Below are 18,130 nucleotides of genomic sequence, written 5' to 3' on the forward strand. Positions count from 1 at the left end.
TTCGCTGTGGGCATCCTCCGCGGGCCCTGCGGCAACCCGGCAGCGCATGCCCGCGGTCGTAGCATTGGTTGCATGCTCGATCCCCGCGGCCTCTACGAGTTGAGCCTCGACGCCGGTTCCGTCCCTGAGGGACTGCACCTCGTCGCCGGCCTGACCGGGTTCGCGGATGCGGGCAACGCGGTCTCGCAGTTCACGAACTACCTGCTCGACACGCTGCACTCCACGCCCGTCGCCGAGTTCGACCCCGACATCCTGCTGGACTACCGCGCTCGTCGTCCGCTGATCACCTTCGACGAGGACCACCTCAGCGACTACCAGCCTGCCCGGCTGCGGCTGTCGCTGGCCTCCGACGAGCTCGGCCAGCCCTTCCTGCTGCTGACGGGATTCGAACCCGACTTCCAGTGGAATCGGTTCAGTGCGGCCGTGCTCGACATCATCCGGGAGTTCCGGGTGCAGGCCGTGACGTGGGTGCACGCCATTCCCATGCCCGTTCCCCACACCCGTGCGATCGGCGTCACGGTCAGCGGAAACCGCGACGACCTCGTCGAGGCGATGTCGGTGTGGAAGCCGCGCACGCAGGTGCCCTCTACGGCGATGCACCTCGTCGAGTTCCGCCTTCAGGAACGCGGTCATCCCGTTTCCGGATTCGTGCTGCTCATTCCGCACTACCTCGCCGATACGGAGTATCCCGCCGCGGCGATCGCCGCACTGGAGAGCATCAGCGCGGCCACCGGGCTCATCTTCCCGACGGACAGCCTGCGTGAGCAGGGCCGCGACTTCCTCGGCCGCATCGACGAGCAGGTCGCCGAGAACGGCGAGCTCGCCAAGCTCGTCGACGCGCTCGAGGAGCGCCACGACAGCTATATGGAGGGAACGTCGCTGCGCTCCCCGTTGACCGACGTCGACGGCGAGGTGCCGAGCGCCGATGAGATCGCGGCTGAGCTGGAGAAGTTCCTCGCCTTCCGACGGCACCGCGACGACGAGCCACCCCTCGGCCGCTGAGCCTCGGGCCTTCGCGGGCCGGCCCGTAGACTCGGAGAGGTGAACTCCCGACGATCGTGGTTCGTCTTCGGAGTCGGAGCGTTCCTCTACCTCACGGCGGTACTGCAGCGCTCCAGCCTCGGGGTAGCCGGCGTAGCCGCCGCCGACCGTTTCGACGTGGCCGCGGCAACCCTCTCGACGCTCGCGGTCGTGCAGATCGCCGTCTATGCCGCGATGCAGATTCCCGTCGGCGTGCTCATCGACCGCTTCGGGCCGCGGGTGCTCATGCTCACGGGCACCGCCATCATGATCGCCGGCCAGGTGGCCGTCGGATTCGCCGACACCATCGGACTGGCCGTGCTCGGCCGCATCCTCGTCGGGCTCGGGGATGCGACGGTGTTCGTCTCCCTCATCCGGCTGGTCAGCTCGTGGTTCAGCGGACGGCTCGTGCCGCAGCTCTCCCAGTGGTCGGGCAACGTCGGCGCGCTCGGGCAGGTGCTCTCCGCGTTGCCGTTCGCGTTCATCCTGCGCAGCGCCGGCTGGACCCCGGCCTTCCTCTCGGCCGCCTCGCTCGGCCTGCTCGCCCTGCTGTTGGGTGCGGCCGTCATCCGTGACCGTCCGGCGGGGGATCCGGACACGCACCGCGTCTCGCACCTCGGCGAAGCGGTGCACCAACTGCGCGAGGCCTTCCGTCGGCCGGGAACGCAACTGGGATTCTGGTCGCACTTCGTCTCGCAGTCCCCGGGAACGGTCTTCAGCCTGTTCTGGGGATACCCGTTCCTCGTCTTCGGCCTGGGCTATGAACAGCAGCTCGCCGCCGACCTGCTCCTGCTGCTTGTCGGAGCCGGTCTCGTCGCGGGACCCGTGCTCGGGCTGCTGTCGGCGCGATTCCCGTTCCGTCGGTCGAGCCTCGTGCTCGCGATCGTGGTCGCGATGGGGCTCATGTGGGTGCTCGTGCTGGCGTGGCCGGGCGCGCCGCCGCTGTGGCTGGTGGCCCTCCTCATCGTCGTGATGGGGGTCGGCGGGCCGGGCTCCCTGATCGGATTCGACTTCGCCCGCACCTTCAACCCCCAGCGCAGCCTCGGAGCGGCAAACGGCGTCGTGAACGTGGGCGGGTTCCTCGCGAGCTTCATCATGATCTTCCTCATCGGAGTGCTCCTCGACCTCCAGGACCAGGTGCGCATCGCCGCCGGTGTGGCGAGTGCGCTCTACTCGCTCGCCTCGTTCCGGATCGCCTTCCTCGTGGAGTTCGTGGTGGTCGGCGCCGGCGTGCTGTTCCTGCTGCACGCCCGTCGCCGCACTCGACGCAAGCTCTACGCCGACGAGGGAATACAGGTGGCCCCCATCTGGGTTGCATTGGTCAGGGCATGGCGCAGGCGCGCGACGAGGGCGCGCTAGTGATCCATGCAATAATTTGTCAAGAGGACCCGTTCACGTCCGTTTGCCACCCACCGATTCGCTCCGGCGCATCGCGGCTGGAGAAACATCGGACTTGACATGGGTCTTAGTAATGTCCATTGACGACTCGGCCAGAGGGTGACGCCCGGCGCCGTATCGTCCGGGGGATCGGCTTCTCGGTCCTCCTCTGTGAGAGGTGCTCGAATGCCCACCACGAAGTCCGCAACGGCGAGCCTCGCCGAAGAGACCGAGGCCGCGTCGACCCGCACGACCACCGCGGGCGAGACCGCCGCGCCGGCCGCCAAGAAGGCGCCCGCTGCCAAGAAGCCTGCCGCGAAGAAGGCCGGGGTCGCTGCCGCCCCCGCTGCCAAGAAGCCTGCCAAGGCTCGGACCAAGGCGGCCGGCGATGACGCCGACGCCGAGGACCAGATCGACGAGGAAGAGCTCGACGCCGTCGAGGTCGACGTCGTCGCCGAGGTCGAGGAGAGCGAAGAGGAGACCCCCGAGGCCGCACCGAAGGCCCCGGCGGATGACTTCGACGACGAGGAGGAGACCAAGGCTCCCGCCGTAGCCGAGCCGCTTCCGACCGGAGCCCTTCGGCTCTCGCTCGTCGATGACGAAGACGACGTGCCCGTCTACTCCGCGCAGATCACGGGTGCGACGGCCGACCCGGTCAAGGACTACCTGAAGCAGATCGGAAAGGTCGCGCTTCTGAACGCGGCCGAAGAGGTCGAGCTCGCGATGCGCATCGAGGCGGGACTGTTCGCCGAAGAGAAGCTCAGCCACATGAGCGACGTCGAGAAGAAGTCGCAGCTCGGCCGCGAGCTTCAGTGGGTCGCGAAGGACGGCGCGCGCGCCAAGAGCCACCTGCTGGGCGCCAACCTGCGCCTGGTCGTCTCGCTCGCCAAGCGCTACACCGGTCGCGGCATGCAGTTCCTCGACCTCATCCAGGAGGGCAACCTGGGCCTCATCCGTGCGGTCGAGAAGTTCGACTACACCAAGGGCTTCAAGTTCTCCACCTACGCCACCTGGTGGATCCGCCAGGCCATCACGCGCGCCATGGCCGACCAGGCCCGCACCATCCGCATCCCGGTGCACATGGTCGAGGTCATCAACAAGCTCGCGCGCGTGCAGCGCCAGATGCTGCAGGACCTCGGTCGTGAGCCCACGCCCGAAGAGCTCAGCCGCGAACTGGACATGACCCCCGAGAAGGTCGTCGAGGTCCAGAAGTACGGTCGCGAGCCCATCTCGCTGCACACTCCTCTCGGTGAGGACGGCGACAGCGAGTTCGGCGACCTCATCGAAGACACCGAGGCCGTGGTCCCCGCGGATGCCGTGGGCTTCACGATGCTGCAGAAGCAGCTCGAGAGCCTGCTCGACTCGCTCTCCGAGCGCGAGGCGGGCGTCATCCGCATGCGCTTCGGACTCGGTGACGGCATGCCCAAGACCCTCGACCAGATCGGCGACACGTTCGGGGTCACCCGCGAGCGCATCCGCCAGATCGAGTCGAAGACGATGGCCAAGCTGCGCCACCCGTCGCGGTCGCAGTCGCTGCGCGACTACCTCGAGTAAAGAGCGCCGGATGCGGTATGCCCCGGCGATCCTCGTCGGTCGATCCGTCCGGGTGCTCGCACGGCTGCGCAAGCCGGGCGGGGGCTCGGCCGTTCCCGGTCTCGTCGTCAACCGCCTCGCCCCCGGCTACCTGGCTCAGGCACTGAACTCCTTCCCCCAGGGCCTCGTGATCGTGTCGGGATCCAGCGGCAAGTCCACGACCACGAAGATGCTCGTCGCCGTGCTGCGGGCGCACGGGCGCTCGGTGTTCACCAATCCGTCGACGGCCAACATCGCCCAGGGCCTCACCTCCGCCCTGCTCGAGCAGGCATCACTCACCGGCCGCATCCCCGGTGACATCGGCGTGCTCGAGATGGACGAGGGTCACGGTGCGCGCATCGCGCCGGCCCTGCGCCCGCGAGTCGTTGCCATCACGAACGTGATGGTCGATCAGATCGACCGCTTCCACGACTCCGAAATGGTGGCCGGGATGCTCGGCCGCATCGCCGCGCGCGCGAGCGAGACCGTCGTCGTCAACGGCGACGACGCCTACGCGCTCCGTGCGGTCGAGGAGGCCGGCGCATCCGCGCACGTGCGCCTGTTCGGCGTCTCCGAGGCCGTCCTGGAGTCCGCACCCCACGGGCTGGGGAACGCGGCGCTGACGCCGAGCCGCATCGAGGAGGGCGTGATCGTCGTCGGCGTGCACGGCCGGCGCGCGGAGCTGAGCATCGACGGCACGGCCCACGTGCTCGGACTGCCTGCCCGCGGCGTGCACTACGCGACGGATGCCGCGGCGGCACTCGCCACGGCGAGTGCCGTTCTCGGCACGGCCTTCGACATCGACAAGGCCTGTGAGGCCATCGGAGCGCTCCCGCCCGTCTTCGGACGTGGAGAGGTCGTCGAGGTGCGCGGCCAGAGCGTGGAATTCGTGCTCGTGCAGAATCCCGCGAGCTTCCAGCTGAACGTCGACACCATCGATCCCGACGGCGGGGCGATCATGGTCGCCGTGGGCTCCGACGTGCGCGATCCGTCCTACCTCTGGCCGGTCGACACGTCGCGACTGCGCCGCGTGGCGATGGTGAGCGGGTCCAAGGCCTACGCCATCGCCCTGCAGCTCGCGTACGACGGCGTGCAGGTCGAGCGCATCGAACCCAACCTCGCCCGGGCGATCGATGACTTCCTCGCCCTGCCGACCGATGGCGCCAAGACCATCGTCTTCTCCGCCGACTCCATGCGCCGCACTCGCACGCACCTCGGCCTCGATGCCGAAGGAGACGAGGCATGAGCGCCGTCCCCGCCACGACCGACTTCACGATCGCCGTCATCGCCCCGAGCCTGCTGGACACCAATGGCGATGCGCAGAACGCCGACGTGCTGGCCGCCCGCATCCGCTGGTCGGGGCAGACGGCCAGGGTCGCCGTCGTCGAGACGGCGGCAGACATGCCGCAGCGCGTGGACGCCGTGGTGATCGGATCGGGCTCGGACTCGGCCATCCCCACCGTGCGCACGCTGCTGCTGGACCTGGCGAACCTGCTGCGCACCTGGGCGACGGAGGGTGTTCCCATCCTCGCCGTCGGGCTCGGCTGGGAGTTGCTCAGCTGGGGAATCGAGCACGGCGACGGCACGGTCAGCGAGGGCATCGGCCTGCTGCCGGGGCGTGTGATCGCGCGTGAGGGCAGGGTGACCGACGACATCGTGCTCTCCTCGCGCTACGGTCGCCTCGTCGGCTTCGAGAACCACGCCCGCGACTACGTCGCCGCCGAGGGCTCGCCGCTGGGACGCATCGTGCACGGCTCCGGAAACGGCAAGGACTCCGGCCAGGAGGGCGTGACGATGGGCGACGCCATCGGCACTCACCTGCACGGTCCGGTGCTCGCCCTGAATCCCCACCTCGCCGACCACCTGCTGACTGCGATGTACGCCCGCGCAGGTCAGGCGTACGTGCGGGGCGAGCACGCCGTCATCGTCGACGACTACGCCCGCGCCGCCCGCAATCACGTGCTGCGCAAGCTCGACCTGCCCCTGGACTGACCGCGCACCGCGAACGGCTGCCGCAACGCGAACAGGCCCCGCGCATGCGGGGCCTGTTCTGGTTAGACGAGGGGAGTCGCTCAGCTCTCGAGCAGGCGAGCGGACTCGTCGTGCCAGCTGTGGGCGATCTGGGAGAGCTTCTCCTGGTGCTTGCGGCCGTGGTGCGCGCAGAACAGCAGTTCTCCGCTGGAGACGACGACGCGGATGTAGGCCTGCGCACCGCAGGCATCGCAGCGGTCGAGAGCGGTCAGCGGCTGGGTCGTCACGGCCTCGTCGACGGCACCGTTCGGGGTGGTGATCTGTGACATCTGGACTGACCCTCCTTCGTATCGACCTGACATCCTGTGTGCATCCATTTGAACACGCCCGCAGCCCGTTTCCCGCAGCGGTGCCTGGTATTTCGCTGTGCGCGTACCAATCGTGACCTGGCGAGGGGTGTCCCGTCGGGCAGGGGGAGGAGCCCGAACTAGGCTTGACCGACGTGAGCAGCGACTACTCGGCCAGGCACCTCTCGGTTCTCGAAGGCCTCGAAGCGGTGCGCAAGCGGCCCGGAATGTACATCGGCTCGACCGATTCGCGGGGACTCATGCACTGCCTCTGGGAGATCATCGACAACGCCGTCGACGAGGCGCTCGGCGGTGACGGCGACTCCATCGACGTCGTGCTGCACCGCGACGGCAGTGTCGAGGTGCGCGACGTGGCCCGCGGCATCCCCGTCGACATCGAACCGAAGACGGGGCTCAGCGGGGTCGAGGTGGTCTTCACGAAACTGCACGCCGGCGGCAAGTTCGGTTCGGGATCGTACGCAGCGTCCGGCGGACTGCATGGCGTCGGCGCCTCCGTCGTCAACGCGCTCTCCGAGCGGCTCGACGTCGAGGTCGACCGCGACGGCAAGACCTGGGCGATGTCGTTCCGCCGCGGAGAGCCCGGCATCTTCGCCGACGGCGCCGACCCGAGCCCCGACGCGCCGTTCTCGCCGTTCGAGCAGGGCAGCCAGCTGCGCGTGGTGGGCAAGGTTCCCAAGACCCGCACGGGAACCCGTGTGCGGTACTGGGCCGACCGTCAGATCTTCACCAAGGGCGCCGACTTCCAGACCGAGGAGCTGCTGAGCCGTGCGCGGCAGACCGCGTTCCTCGTGCCTGGCCTCGGCATCACGGTGACGGATGAGCGCGGCTTCGAGCCGCACAGCGATGAGTTCCGCTTCGACGGCGGCATCTCGGAGTTCGTCGAGCACCTGGCCCCCGACTCGCCGTTGACGGAGACGTGGCGCTTGAGCGGCACCGGCACCTTCACCGAGACCGTTCCCGTGCTCAACGAGAACGGCGCCATGGTGCCCACCGAACTCGCCCGCGAATGCACGGTCGACATCGCCCTGCGCTGGGGCACCGGCTATGACACCGTCATGCGCAGCTTCGTGAACATCATCGCGACGCCCAAGGGCGGCTCGCACCAGGCCGGCTTCGACGCGGGAATGCTCAAGTTCCTGCGCCAGCAGGTCGAGCTGAACGCGCGCCGGCTCAAGGTCGGCACCGACAAGCTCGAGAAGGACGACGTGATGGCCGGCCTCACCGCCGTGCTGACGGTGCGCCTGCCCGAGCCGCAGTTCGAGGGCCAGACCAAGGAGGTGCTCGGCACCCCCGCGGTGCGCGCCATCGTCGCCAACGTGGTGGGTACCGCCCTCGCAGAGCGGTTCTCCTCGACGAAGCGCGACGACAAGGCCTCCGCGTCCCTGCTGCTCGACAAGGTCGTGGCCGAGATGAAGTCGCGGATCTCGGCGCGCGCCCACAAGGAGACCCAGCGGCGCAAGAACGCGCTGGAGAACTCCTCCCTGCCGGCGAAGCTCGTGGACTGCCGCTCGAGCGACGTGAGCCAGAGCGAGCTCTTCATCGTCGAGGGCGACTCCGCGCTCGGCACCGCGAAACTCGCCCGCGACAGCGAGCACCAGGCGCTGCTTCCCATCCGCGGCAAGATCCTGAACGTGCAGAAGGCATCCGTCTCCGACATGCTCTCGAACACCGAGTGCGCGTCGATCATCCAGGTGATCGGCGCCGGCTCGGGCCGCAGCTTCGACCTCTCGGTCGCCCGCTACGGCAAGGTGATCATCATGAGCGACGCCGATGTCGATGGGGCACACATCCGCACCCTGCTGCTCACGCTGTTCTTCCGCTACATGCGGCCCATGATCGACGAGGGCCGGGTGTTCGCCGCGGTGCCGCCCCTGCACCGCGTGGTCGTCATGAACCCCGGCTCCAAGCCGAACGAGACGATCTACACGTACTCCGAGGCCGAGCTGCAGGGCGTGCTCGCGACCCTGAAGAAGCAGAACAAGCGCTACCAGGACCCGATCCAGCGTTACAAGGGCCTGGGGGAGATGGATGCCGACCAGCTCGCGACGACGACCATGGACCGCAGGCACCGCACCCTGCGCCGCGTGAACCTCGCCGACGCCGAGAACGCCGGGCGCGTGTTCGAGCTGCTCATGGGCAACGACGTGGCTCCCCGCAAGGAGTTCATCATCGACAGCTCCGACCGGCTCTCGCGGGACCGCATCGACGCCTGAGACAGGCTGGATCCGACCCTCGGGCCACGCTCAGGACAGACGCTCAGGACAGGCCGAACCCGACGGCTCCCACAACGGCGTCCAGCGGCGTGCCCGAGGCGTCCCGCTTGGCCAGTGCGTCGGGCAGCGTGCGGGCCGCGCCATCGGTGCCGACCGCGAGTGCCGGACCCGGGCCCACCCACGCCAGCGCGAGGGCGTCCTCTCCCTTGAGCAACCGCTGCGCGCGCACTCCGCCGGTCGCCCTGCCCTTCGCGGGGAACTCGGCGAAAGCGCTCACCTTGCCCGAACCGGGGTCGGTGCCGGGCAGGGTGGCGTTCCCCGTCGCGATGCTGACGACCACGGTGTCCTCGCTCTGCTGCGCGGGAACGACCGCGAAGGCGATCACGGAGGCGCCCGAGGCGAGATTGATGCCCGCCATGCCGCCGGCGGCCGCACCCTGCGGGCGCACGGATGCTGCCGCGAAACGCAACAGCTGCGCATCCGTCGTCACGAAGACGAGTTCTGCGGAGTCCTCTGCCTGGGCCGCCCCGACGACCTCGTCTCCGGGCTTCAGGCTGATGATCTCGAAGTCGGGCCGGTTGGGGTGGCTCGCGGCCGCCACGCGCTTCACGACGCCCTGGCGGGTGCCGACGACGATCGGGTCCTCGCTGGTGAGCGAGACGATCGCGAGCACGCGTTCCGAGCGATCGGTGAGCGCGAGGTAGTCGGCCACCCGCACTCCGGCTCCGAGCTGCACCGAGGTCTCGGGCAGGACGGGAAGGTCGACGGGGGAGAAGCGGATGAGGCGGCCGCGGTTGGTGACGGCACCGATCTGCGTGCGGCTCGTGGTCTCGAGCACCGAGAGCAGCGCATCGTGCTTGCTGCGCCGGCGCGCACGCACGGGGGGCGCCGCCGACTCGTCCCGTTCGGTCAGATCGACCCGGGCGATGCGTCCCGTCGCGCTCAGCACGACCCGGCAGGCGGCATCCGCGACTTCGAGCACGGCGGCCGCGCGACGCGACGTCGTTCCGGCGATGCTCGGCTTGGCCTCGGTCAGCAGGGTGCGCCGCGGCGTTCCGAAGCGCTCCGCGATCTCGGCGAGCTCGTCGCTCACGAGGGCGCGGATGCGGCGCTCGCTCTGCAGGAGCGCCTCGAGCTCGGCGATCTCGGTGCGCAGCTTGTCGCGCTCGGCCTCCAGCTCGATACGGGAGAACTTGGTCAGGCGGCGCAGCCGCAGTTCGAGAATGTACTCGGCCTGCAGCTGGCTGAGGTCGAACACCGTCATGAGGCGGGCCCGCGCCTGCTCGGCCTCGTCGCTCGTGCGGATGACCTGGATGACCTCGTCGATGTCGAGGATGGCCACGAGAAGGCCCTCGACGAGGTGCAGCCGTTCCTGGCGCCGGGCCAGGCGGAAACGCGATCGGCGGGTGACGACCGCGACGCGGTGCTCCACGTACACGAGCAGCAGGTCGCGGAGCCCCAGGGTGCGGGGGCCGCCGTCGACGAGGGCGACGTTGTTGATGTTGAACGAGTCCTCCAGCGGCGTCAGCCGGTAGAGCTGCTCGAGCACGGCCTCGGGGCTGAAACCCGTCTTGATGCCGATGACGAGTCGCAGGCCGTTGGTGCGGTCCGTGAGGTCGGTGACATCGGAGATGCCGCTGATCTTCTTGGCGTTGACGCCGTCCTTGATCTTCTCGATGACCTTCTCGGGGCCGACGAGATACGGCAGCTCCGTCACGACGAGTCCGCTCTTGCGGGCGGTGATCTGCTCGACCCGCACCTTGGCCCGGGTCTTGAAGCTGCCGCGCCCGCTCGCGTAGGCGTCGCGGATGCCGGACAGGCCCATGATGGTGCCGCCACTGGGAAGGTCGGGCCCGGGCACGAACTCCATCAGGTCGTCGAGTCCGGCATCCGGGTTCTCGAGCAGGTGCCGGGCGGCGCCGATGACCTCGATGAGGTTGTGCGGCGCCATGTTCGTCGCCATGCCCACCGCGATGCCGCTGGCCCCGTTGACGAGCAGGTTCGGGTACGCGGCCGGCAGCACGTCGGGCTGGTCGGCCGAGTTGTCGTAGTTGGGCACGAAGTCCACGACGTCCTCGTCCAGGCCCTCGGTCATCGTCATCGCAGCGGCGGCCAGGCGCGCCTCGGTGTACCGCGGTGCGGCGGGGCCGTCATCGAGGGAGCCGAAGTTGCCGTGGCCGTCGACGAGCGGCAGGCGCAGGGTGAAGGCCTGGGCCATGCGCACGAGGGCGTCGTAGATGGCCGTGTCGCCGTGCGGGTGGTACTTGCCCATGACCTCGCCGACGACGCGGGAGCTCTTCACGTGCCCGCGATCAGGGCGCAGGCCCATCTCACTCATGCCGTAGAGGATGCGGCGCTGCACCGGCTTGAGGCCGTCGCGGGCGTCGGGCAGCGCGCGCGAATAGATCACGGAGTAGGCGTACTCCAGAAACGACCCCTGCATCTCGGCTGCGACATCGACGTCTTCGATGCGTTCGGCGATCTCGTGCTCGGGCGTGGAGTTCTGGGGCGTCATCCGTTGTTTCTCGTTCAGGGCCGCACGCGCCGGGCGCTGAGGGGATGCCGGGCTGTGGCGCTCTGGCTGTGCGAGACTGAGCGCGATGCCCATGGTACCTGTCGCCCCAGCCGGCACCGGCCGCCTTGCCGACGTGTTGGCCAGTTGCCTCGCGAGCGTGCGGGGCGAGTCGAATCCCCTCGGGCTGCCGCCGCTCTCGCACGCCGTCGCCGTGCTCGTCGACGGGCTCGGCGTGGCCAACCTGCGCTCCGCCTCCGGTCACGCGCGGCACCTCTCCTCCCGGCTCACCAAGCGCTCCGTCGTGCACGGCGTCTTCCCGGCCACGACCGCCGTCGGGCTCGGCTCCTTCTGCACGGGCGCGGATGCCGGCAGCCACGGCCTCGTGGGCTACCGGGTGCTCGACGCCGAGCACGATCGCCTCGTCAACCAGCTCAGCGGCTGGGACGAGCAGATGCAGCCGGAGACCTGGCAGCCCCTCCCGACCGTCTTCGAACGCGCCAGGAATGCGGGAGTGCCTGCCTTCGCCGTCGGCCCGAACCGGTACGCGGACTCCGGCCTCACGCACGCCCTGCTGCGGGGAGCGGAGTACCGCGGGGCCGACTCGGTCTCCGCGCGCTTCGACACGGCGCGGGCGCTCCTGGACGAGACGCCCCGAGCACTCATCTACCTCTACGTTCCCGAACTCGACATGGCCGCCCACGCGCGGGGCTGGCAGGGTGCGAAGTGGACGAGCGAACTGGAGGCTCTCGATGCGGAGATCGCGCGCTTCGACGCCGGCCTTCCTCCCTCGACCGGGGTCGTGCTGACGGCGGACCACGGCGTCATCGACGTGCCGGAGGCCAAACAGGTGCTCTTCGACACGGTGCCGGAACTCGTGGACGGCGTGCGGCATGTCGGGGGAGACCCGCGCTGCCTCTACCTCTACCTCGAGCCGGGCGCATCCGCCGACCGGCTCGCCGAGGCCTGGCGTGGGGTCGAGGGGCACCGCAGCTGGGTCATGACGCGTGCGGAGGCGGTGCGCGAGGGCCTGTTCGGCACGGTGGCGCCCGATGTGCTGCCGCGCATCGGCGACGTCATCATCGCGGCGCGTGCCGGCATCGCCTACTACGACTCCCGCGAGAAGAACCAGTCCTCCCGCTCGATGATCGGCCAGCACGGATCGCTGACCGACGAGGAGACGCGGGTGCCGTGCATCCGCCTCGGCGGCTACGCCGGGTACTGACCGCGCTTGACCTGCGGCTTCGGCAACCGGATCGGGCGCAGCTGCAGAGCCCGCATGGCCGCGTACCAGCGCACCTTCTCGACGCGGTCCGCGCCGAACTTCGCCGCGAGCTTGCGTCGCAGCGTGAGTCCGAGAACGAAGGAGTCGACGACGGCGACGAGGAAGAAGCCCCACAGCGCGAGGATGCCGACGGACTGAACGGTGTAGTTCGGAATGAACGTCAGCACGATCACGAGGAACATCACCGGCAGCAGCGCCTCGCCGACACTCCAGCGCGCATCGACGTAGTCGCGCACGAAGCGCTTCTGCGGACCGCGGTCGCGCGCGGGGAGGTAGCGCTCGTCGCCGGCCGCCATTCCCAGCCGGGCCTTCTCGCGGGCGGTCGCCGCCTGCGCACGGGCGGCACGGGCGGCCTCCTTGCGGTCACCCGGAACGAGGGGGCGCTTGCGGGCTGCCTCCTGCTGCTTGCGCGACGGAGTCGGCGCGCCCTTCCCGGCCTTGAGTCGAGCCACGGTCTCCTCGGCGGTCTCGATCACGGGGTTGGCGCCGTCGGGCGCGGTCTGCTTGGCCACATCAAATCCTTGGGATCGGTTCAGCCTTAAGATTACCCGCATGACGGATGCGAATTCCCCTGATCTCGAACGTACGGACCACGACCGGGAGGAGGCCGTGAGGCAGGCCATCGCCGACGGTTTCCCGGCCACCATCGCCGACCTCACCCATCTCGTGCGCATCCCGTCCGTGTCCTGGCCGGCCTTCGACCAGGCGCATGTGCATGATTCGGCCGCTGCAGTGGCCGAACTGTTCCGCGAGACCGGGGTGTTCGAATCCGTCGAGCTGCGCCAGGCTCCCGTTGAAGACGGCTCGCGCCTCGGCAACCCGGCGGTGCTCGCCACCCGCGCGGCGCGCAACGGCCGGCCGACCGTGCTGCTGTATGCCCACCACGACGTGCAGCCGCCCGGGGAGGACGCCGGCTGGGAGAGCGCCCCCTACGAGCCGACCGTGCGGGGTGAGCGGCTCTACGGTCGTGGCGCCGCCGACGACAAGGCCGGCATCATGGCGCACGTCGCCTCCGTCCGGGCGTTGAGCGAGGCGTTCGGGCCCGACTTCGATCTCGGCCTCGCCGTCTTCATCGAGGGGGAGGAGGAGGCCGGCTCGCTCTCGTTCGCCAACTTCCTCGAGCAGAACCGCGACGCGCTGGCCGCCGACGTCATCATCGTGGCGGACTCGAGCAACTGGGACGTGCAGACGCCGGCTCTCACCGTGACTCTGCGCGGGGCTGTCGCCTTCCGGCTCACCGTGCGCACTCTGGACCATGCCGTGCACTCGGGAATGTACGGAGGCGCCGTGCCCGACGCGATGCTCGCCCTCACGCGCCTGCTCGCGAGTTTCCACGGCGCTGACGGCTCCGTCGCGGTCGCCGGCCTCACGGGCGCCGAGTCCGACACGCCGCCCTACGACGAGACCCAGCTGCGGGCGGAGACCGGGCTGCTGGACCAGGTCGCACCGATCGGTCACGGCAGCATCCTCAGCCGTCTGTGGTCGCAGCCCGCGATCACCGTCACCGGCATCGACGCCCCGAGTGTCGGCAACGCCTCCAACACCCTGCTGCCCTCGGTCTCGGCACGCGTGAGCGTTCGCGTCGCGCCGGGCCAGACCGATGAGGAGGCACGTGCCGTGCTCGAGGCGCACATCGCCGAGCACATCCCCTTCGGTGCGCAGTACGAACTGAGCGAGTTCGAGATGGGCAACCCGTTCCGCGTCGACACCGGGGGGTGGGCGGTGCCCGCCGCCAAGCAGGCGATGGCGGATGCGTGGGGCGTCCCAGCCGTGGAGGCCGGAATCGGCGGATCCATTCCGTTCATCGCCGACCTCGTGCGGGTCTTCCCGCAGGCGCAGATCCTCGTGACGGGAGTCGAGGACCCCGATTCGCGCGCGCACAGCCCCAACGAGTCGCTGCACCTGGAGGTCTTCCGCAAGTCGGTGCTGGCCGAGGCCCTGCTGCTGGCTCGCGTCAACGAGCGCGATACGACCGCCTCACCGACGAGCGAACCCGGCGATCTCGCGGCGGGGGAGCGCTAAGATCGTGGTTGACTTCCCTTCCATTCACCGCTCGCAGCATGAAGGAGCATCATGACCGACACCACGACGACCGGCACCGCCCACGGCGTGCTGCTCTCTGATGCAGCCGCCTCCAAGGTCAAGAGCCTGCTGAACCAGGAGGGTCGAGACGACCTCCGGCTGCGCGTCGCCGTGCAGCCCGGCGGCTGCTCCGGCCTCATCTACCAGCTCTACTTCGATGAGCGATTCCTCGACGGTGACGCCGCCGTCGACTTCGACGGCGTCGAGGTCATCGTCGACAAGATGAGCGTTCCCTACCTCGACGGCGCGACCATCGACTTCGAGGACACCATCCAGAAGCAGGGCTTCACGATCGACAACCCCAACGCGCAGGGCAGCTGCGCCTGCGGCGACTCCTTCCACTGATCCGCGCCACGGCCTCCCGGCCGCGGCCTCACACGGGATCCCATCCATTCGGATGGGGTCCCGTGCTGGTTTAAGCCCGGAAATCCGCCTTTGGGATGGCGGAACGGCCCCGACAGGCGCCCGCGATGCATTCAGCGGCCGAGTCATCGGAGTAGGCTTAGAGGACGATCAAGGCACTTCCCTGTGAAGTGTCCCCGAGTCCCCCGAAAGGTTACCGGTGCGCCATAATCGCCGTCTCCGATGGGCTGCAATTCCGCTCGCAGCGACGTTGGCCGTAGTTCTCGCCGGGTGCACCCAGGCGCAGTTGCACGGCTTCCTCCCCGGTTTCCAGGAGGACAAGGACCCCGTCACCACGAACACCCCGCTCGTCTCCGGACTGTGGGTCACCTCGTGGATCGTGCTCCTCGTCGTCGGCGTGATCACCTGGGGCCTGGCCATCTGGGCGGTCGTCGTGTACCGCCGCCGCAAGGGCCAGACCGGTCTGCCCGTGCAGCTTCGCTACAACATGCCGATCGAGATCTTCTACACGATCGTGCCGCTCATCCTCGTGCTCGGGTTCTTCGCCTTCACGGCGCGCGACCAGGCCGAGATCGAGCAGCCCTACAAGAGCCCCGACGTGAAGATCAACGTCGTCGCCAAGCAGTGGGCGTGGGACTTCAACTACGTCAACGAAGACGTCTACTCGCCCGGCATCCAGGCGCAGTACCCCACGGAGAACGGCCCGGAGGGCGGCGAGGCCGACACCGACGCCAACGGCTCCCTGGTCGAGTCCGAGCTGCCGACCCTCTACCTGCCGGTCGACAAGAAGATCCAGATCGCGCTGAACTCGCGCGACGTCATCCACTCCTTCTGGGTGATCGACTTCCTGTACAAGAAGGACATGTTCCCGGGCAAGACGAACTACATGTACGTCACGCCCACCCGTGAGGGTACGTACAAGGGCAAGTGTGCCGAGCTCTGCGGCGAATACCACTCCGCGATGCTCTTCACGGTCAAGGTCGTCTCGCAGGAGAAGTACGAGGCGTACATCCAGTCGCTCAAGGATGCCGGCCAGACCGGTCAGCTGGGCAGCGACTACGACCGCAACCAGAACCTGCCGGGCACGAAGGCGCCGGCGACCGAGGAGGGCGAGTAGCCTTGAGCACCACCACAGCACCGGCGCCCAGCCGGACCTTCGGCTCGGCGAAGGTCGAGCGCAAGGGCAACGTCTTCGTCCGCTGGATCACCTCGACCGACCACAAGGTCATCGGGTACATGTACCTGATCACGTCGTTCGTGTTCTTCTGCGTCGGCGGCGTGATGGCCCTCATCATCCGCGCCCAGCTCTTCGAGCCGGGCCTGGAGATCGTGGCGACGAAGGAGCAGTACAACCAGCTGTTCACGATGCACGGCACGATCATGCTCCTCATGTTCGCGACGCCGCTGTTCGCGGGCTTCGCCAACGTGATCATGCCCCTGCAGATCGGCGCGGCCGACGTCGCGTTCCCGCGGCTGAACGCCTTCGCGTTCTGGCTGTTCGCCTTCGGCTCGCTCATCGCGGTCGGCGGCTTCCTCACCCCGCAGGGCGCCGCATCCTTCGGTTGGTTCGCCTACCAACCGCTGGCCTCGACGACCTTCACACCAGGGCTCGGTGGCAATCTCTGGATGCTCGGCCTCGGCATGAGCGGTTTCGGCACGATCCTCGGTGGTGTCAACTTCATCACGACGATCATCACGATGCGCGCTCCCGGCATGACGATGTGGCGCATGCCCATCTTCAGCTGGAACACGCTCGTCACCTCGATCCTCGTGCTGATGGCGTTCCCGGTTCTGGCAGCCGCCATCCTCGCGGCCGCAGCCGACCGCGTCTTCGACGCCCACATCTACGACGCGGCCAACGGCGGCGTCATGCTCTGGCAGCACCTGTTCTGGTTCTTCGGCCACCCCGAGGTGTACATCATCGCGCTGCCGTTCTTCGGCATCGTCTCCGAGATCTTCCCGGTGTTCAGCCGCAAGCCGATCTTCGGCTACAAGACCCTCATCTACGCCACTATCGCCATCGCGGCACTCTCGGTCACGGTCTGGGCGCACCACATGTACGTCACCGGATCGGTGCTGTTGCCGTGGTTCGCGCTGATGACGATGCTCATCGCCGTGCCGACGGGCGTGAAGATCTTCAACTGGATCGGAACGATGTGGCGGGGCTCCGTCACGTTCGAGACGCCGATGCTGTGGTCGATCGGCTTCCTGATCACCTTCGTCTTCGGCGGCCTGACCGGCGTCATCCTCGCGAGCCCGCCGCTGGACTTCCACGTCTCCGACACCTACTTCGTTGTGGCGCACTTCCACTACGTCGTGTTCGGCACGGTCGTGTTCGCCATGTTCGCCGGCTTCTACTTCTGGTGGCCCAAGTGGACCGGCAAGATGCTCAACGAGCGTCTCGGCAAGATCCACTTCTGGCTGCTGTTCATCGGCTTCCACACCACCTTCCTGGTGCAGCACTGGCTCGGAGTCGTCGGCATGCCCCGCCGGTACGCGTCGTACCTGCCCGATGACGGCTTCACCTGGATGAACCAGATCTCCTCGATCGGCGCGGGAATCCTCGCGATCTCGATGATCCCGTTCTTCCTCAATGTGTACGTCACGGCACGGCGCGCCCCCAAGGTGACCGTCAACGACCCGTGGGGCTACGGCGGATCGCTCGAGTGGGCCACGAGCTGCCCGCCGCCGCGGCACAACTTCACCTCCATCCCGCGCATCCGGTCAGAGCGCCCCGCCTTCGACCTGAACCACCCCGAGGCCGGCCTGCCCGTCGGCATCGGTCCGGCGAAGGATGCGCCCGCGGCCCCCACCTATGACGCTGAGACGAGAGAGGTCAAGTAAATGAGGTCCAACGCCATCCTCTTCTGGATCCTCTCGGCCTTCTTCATACTCTCCGCGGCGATCTACGCCCTCTGGACGTGGGCCGACAGCGGCAAGAGTGCCGAGTGGGTGGGCTCGGTCGGAATGACGCTGGGCGCGCTGCTCGCCGCGTTCATCGCCTTCTACCTCGGCCGGGTGCACGCCTCGCAGGGCGGCGAGCTGCCTGAGGACCGCCTGGACGCCAACATCGACGACGGTGACGCCGAGATGGGCTTCTTCAGCCCGTGGAGCTGGTGGCCGCTGCTGCTCGCGTTCTCGGCCGGACTCGGCATCCTCGGACTCGCCGTGGGCATCTGGGTCACGTTGTGCGCCGTCGGGCTCGTGCTGATCAGCCTGGTCGGCTGGTGCTTCGAGTACTACCGCGGACGCTTCGCCCGCTGACCCCACGACCGCGAAAGGCCCGTCCCGATATCTCGGGGCGGGCCTTCGGCGTTTCTGACCGACGCACGTCGGGCCGGGATGCGGGGGGGGGGGGGGGGGGGGG

General features: G+C 68.6%; 15 protein-coding genes. 12 read left to right on the plus strand and 3 right to left on the minus strand.

Annotation, left to right across the window (positions count from 1 at the left end; genetic code table 11):
* Window positions 1-72: 72 nt before the first annotated feature.
* From WDJ51_RS00720 to WDJ51_RS00740, 5 genes are all read left to right on the plus strand, one after another.
* Window positions 73-1,002: a proteasome assembly chaperone family protein gene (locus WDJ51_RS00720; RefSeq protein WP_337850499.1), complete on the plus strand. Its 930-nt coding sequence runs from the start codon at window positions 73-75 to the stop codon at window positions 1,000-1,002.
* A 39-nt stretch (window positions 1,003-1,041) separates the two neighbouring features.
* Window positions 1,042-2,379, plus strand: coding sequence for an MFS transporter (locus tag WDJ51_RS00725; RefSeq protein WP_337850500.1), 1,338 nt, complete (start codon window positions 1,042-1,044; stop codon window positions 2,377-2,379).
* Between the two features lie 204 nt (window positions 2,380-2,583).
* Window positions 2,584-3,951: an RNA polymerase sigma factor gene (locus WDJ51_RS00730; RefSeq protein ID WP_337850501.1), complete on the plus strand. Its 1,368-nt coding sequence runs from the start codon at window positions 2,584-2,586 to the stop codon at window positions 3,949-3,951.
* 10 nt (window positions 3,952-3,961) lie between these two features.
* Window positions 3,962-5,215 (plus strand): MurT ligase domain-containing protein, encoded by a 1,254-nt coding sequence (locus tag WDJ51_RS00735; RefSeq protein WP_337850502.1) that lies wholly within the window; start codon window positions 3,962-3,964, stop codon window positions 5,213-5,215.
* Window positions 5,212-5,961 carry a type 1 glutamine amidotransferase gene (locus WDJ51_RS00740; RefSeq protein ID WP_337850503.1) on the plus strand — a complete coding sequence of 250 codons (750 nt, stop codon included), beginning with the start codon at window positions 5,212-5,214 and terminating at the stop codon, window positions 5,959-5,961. The genes WDJ51_RS00735 and WDJ51_RS00740 overlap by 4 nt, the downstream gene beginning before the upstream one ends.
* Before the next feature lie 80 nt (window positions 5,962-6,041).
* Here WDJ51_RS00740 and WDJ51_RS00745 read toward each other — a convergent pair whose 3' ends face one another.
* Window positions 6,042-6,269 (minus strand): DUF7455 domain-containing protein, encoded by a 228-nt coding sequence (locus WDJ51_RS00745; RefSeq protein WP_337850504.1) that lies wholly within the window; start codon window positions 6,267-6,269, stop codon window positions 6,042-6,044.
* Window positions 6,270-6,442: 173 nt separating this feature from the next.
* Between WDJ51_RS00745 and WDJ51_RS00750 the strand changes: the two genes are divergently transcribed.
* Window positions 6,443-8,521: a DNA gyrase/topoisomerase IV subunit B gene (locus WDJ51_RS00750; RefSeq protein ID WP_337850505.1), complete on the plus strand. Its 2,079-nt coding sequence runs from the start codon at window positions 6,443-6,445 to the stop codon at window positions 8,519-8,521.
* 43 nt (window positions 8,522-8,564) lie between these two features.
* On the opposite strand, the gene WDJ51_RS00755 is transcribed toward WDJ51_RS00750, so the two are convergent.
* Window positions 8,565-11,036, minus strand: a complete 2,472-nt coding sequence (locus WDJ51_RS00755; RefSeq protein ID WP_337850506.1) for a DNA gyrase/topoisomerase IV subunit A — start codon at window positions 11,034-11,036, stop codon at window positions 8,565-8,567.
* An 85-nt stretch (window positions 11,037-11,121) separates the two neighbouring features.
* On the opposite strand from WDJ51_RS00755, the gene WDJ51_RS00760 reads away from it, so the two are divergent.
* Window positions 11,122-12,258, plus strand: coding sequence for an alkaline phosphatase family protein (locus WDJ51_RS00760; RefSeq protein ID WP_337850507.1), 1,137 nt, complete (start codon window positions 11,122-11,124; stop codon window positions 12,256-12,258).
* Here the strand turns inward: WDJ51_RS00760 and WDJ51_RS00765 are convergent.
* On the minus strand, window positions 12,243-12,830 hold the full coding sequence (locus WDJ51_RS00765) for a DUF3043 domain-containing protein (RefSeq protein ID WP_337850508.1): 588 nt from the start codon (window positions 12,828-12,830) through the stop codon (window positions 12,243-12,245). The genes WDJ51_RS00760 and WDJ51_RS00765 overlap by 16 nt on opposite strands.
* A 40-nt stretch (window positions 12,831-12,870) precedes the next feature.
* On the opposite strand from WDJ51_RS00765, the gene WDJ51_RS00770 reads away from it, so the two are divergent.
* The 5 genes from WDJ51_RS00770 to WDJ51_RS00790 all read left to right on the plus strand — a co-directional run bounded on the left by WDJ51_RS00770 (window position 12,871) and on the right by WDJ51_RS00790 (window position 18,027).
* Window positions 12,871-14,340, plus strand: a complete 1,470-nt coding sequence (locus WDJ51_RS00770; RefSeq protein ID WP_337850509.1) for a dipeptidase — start codon at window positions 12,871-12,873, stop codon at window positions 14,338-14,340.
* Window positions 14,341-14,391: 51 nt separating this feature from the next.
* A complete protein-coding gene (gene erpA / locus WDJ51_RS00775) occupies window positions 14,392-14,745 on the plus strand; it encodes an iron-sulfur cluster insertion protein ErpA (RefSeq protein WP_337850510.1) in 354 nt (117 codons plus the stop codon).
* Between the two features lie 217 nt (window positions 14,746-14,962).
* A complete protein-coding gene (ctaC, locus tag WDJ51_RS00780) occupies window positions 14,963-15,880 on the plus strand; it encodes an aa3-type cytochrome oxidase subunit II (RefSeq protein ID WP_337850511.1) in 918 nt (305 codons plus the stop codon).
* A 2-nt stretch (window positions 15,881-15,882) separates the two neighbouring features.
* A complete protein-coding gene (ctaD, locus tag WDJ51_RS00785; protein WP_337850512.1) occupies window positions 15,883-17,607 on the plus strand; it encodes an aa3-type cytochrome oxidase subunit I in 1,725 nt (574 codons plus the stop codon).
* The gene (locus WDJ51_RS00790; protein ID WP_337850513.1) at window positions 17,608-18,027 is read left to right on the plus strand and encodes a cytochrome c oxidase subunit 4; all 420 of its coding nucleotides are present in this window, start codon (window positions 17,608-17,610) and stop codon (window positions 18,025-18,027) included. It abuts the gene before it with no gap.
* Window positions 18,028-18,130: the final 103 nt, after the last annotated feature.

The sequence above is a fragment of the Rathayibacter sp. YIM 133350 genome (assembly GCF_037404875.1).
Lineage (GTDB): Bacteria > Actinomycetota > Actinomycetes > Actinomycetales > Microbacteriaceae > Orlajensenia.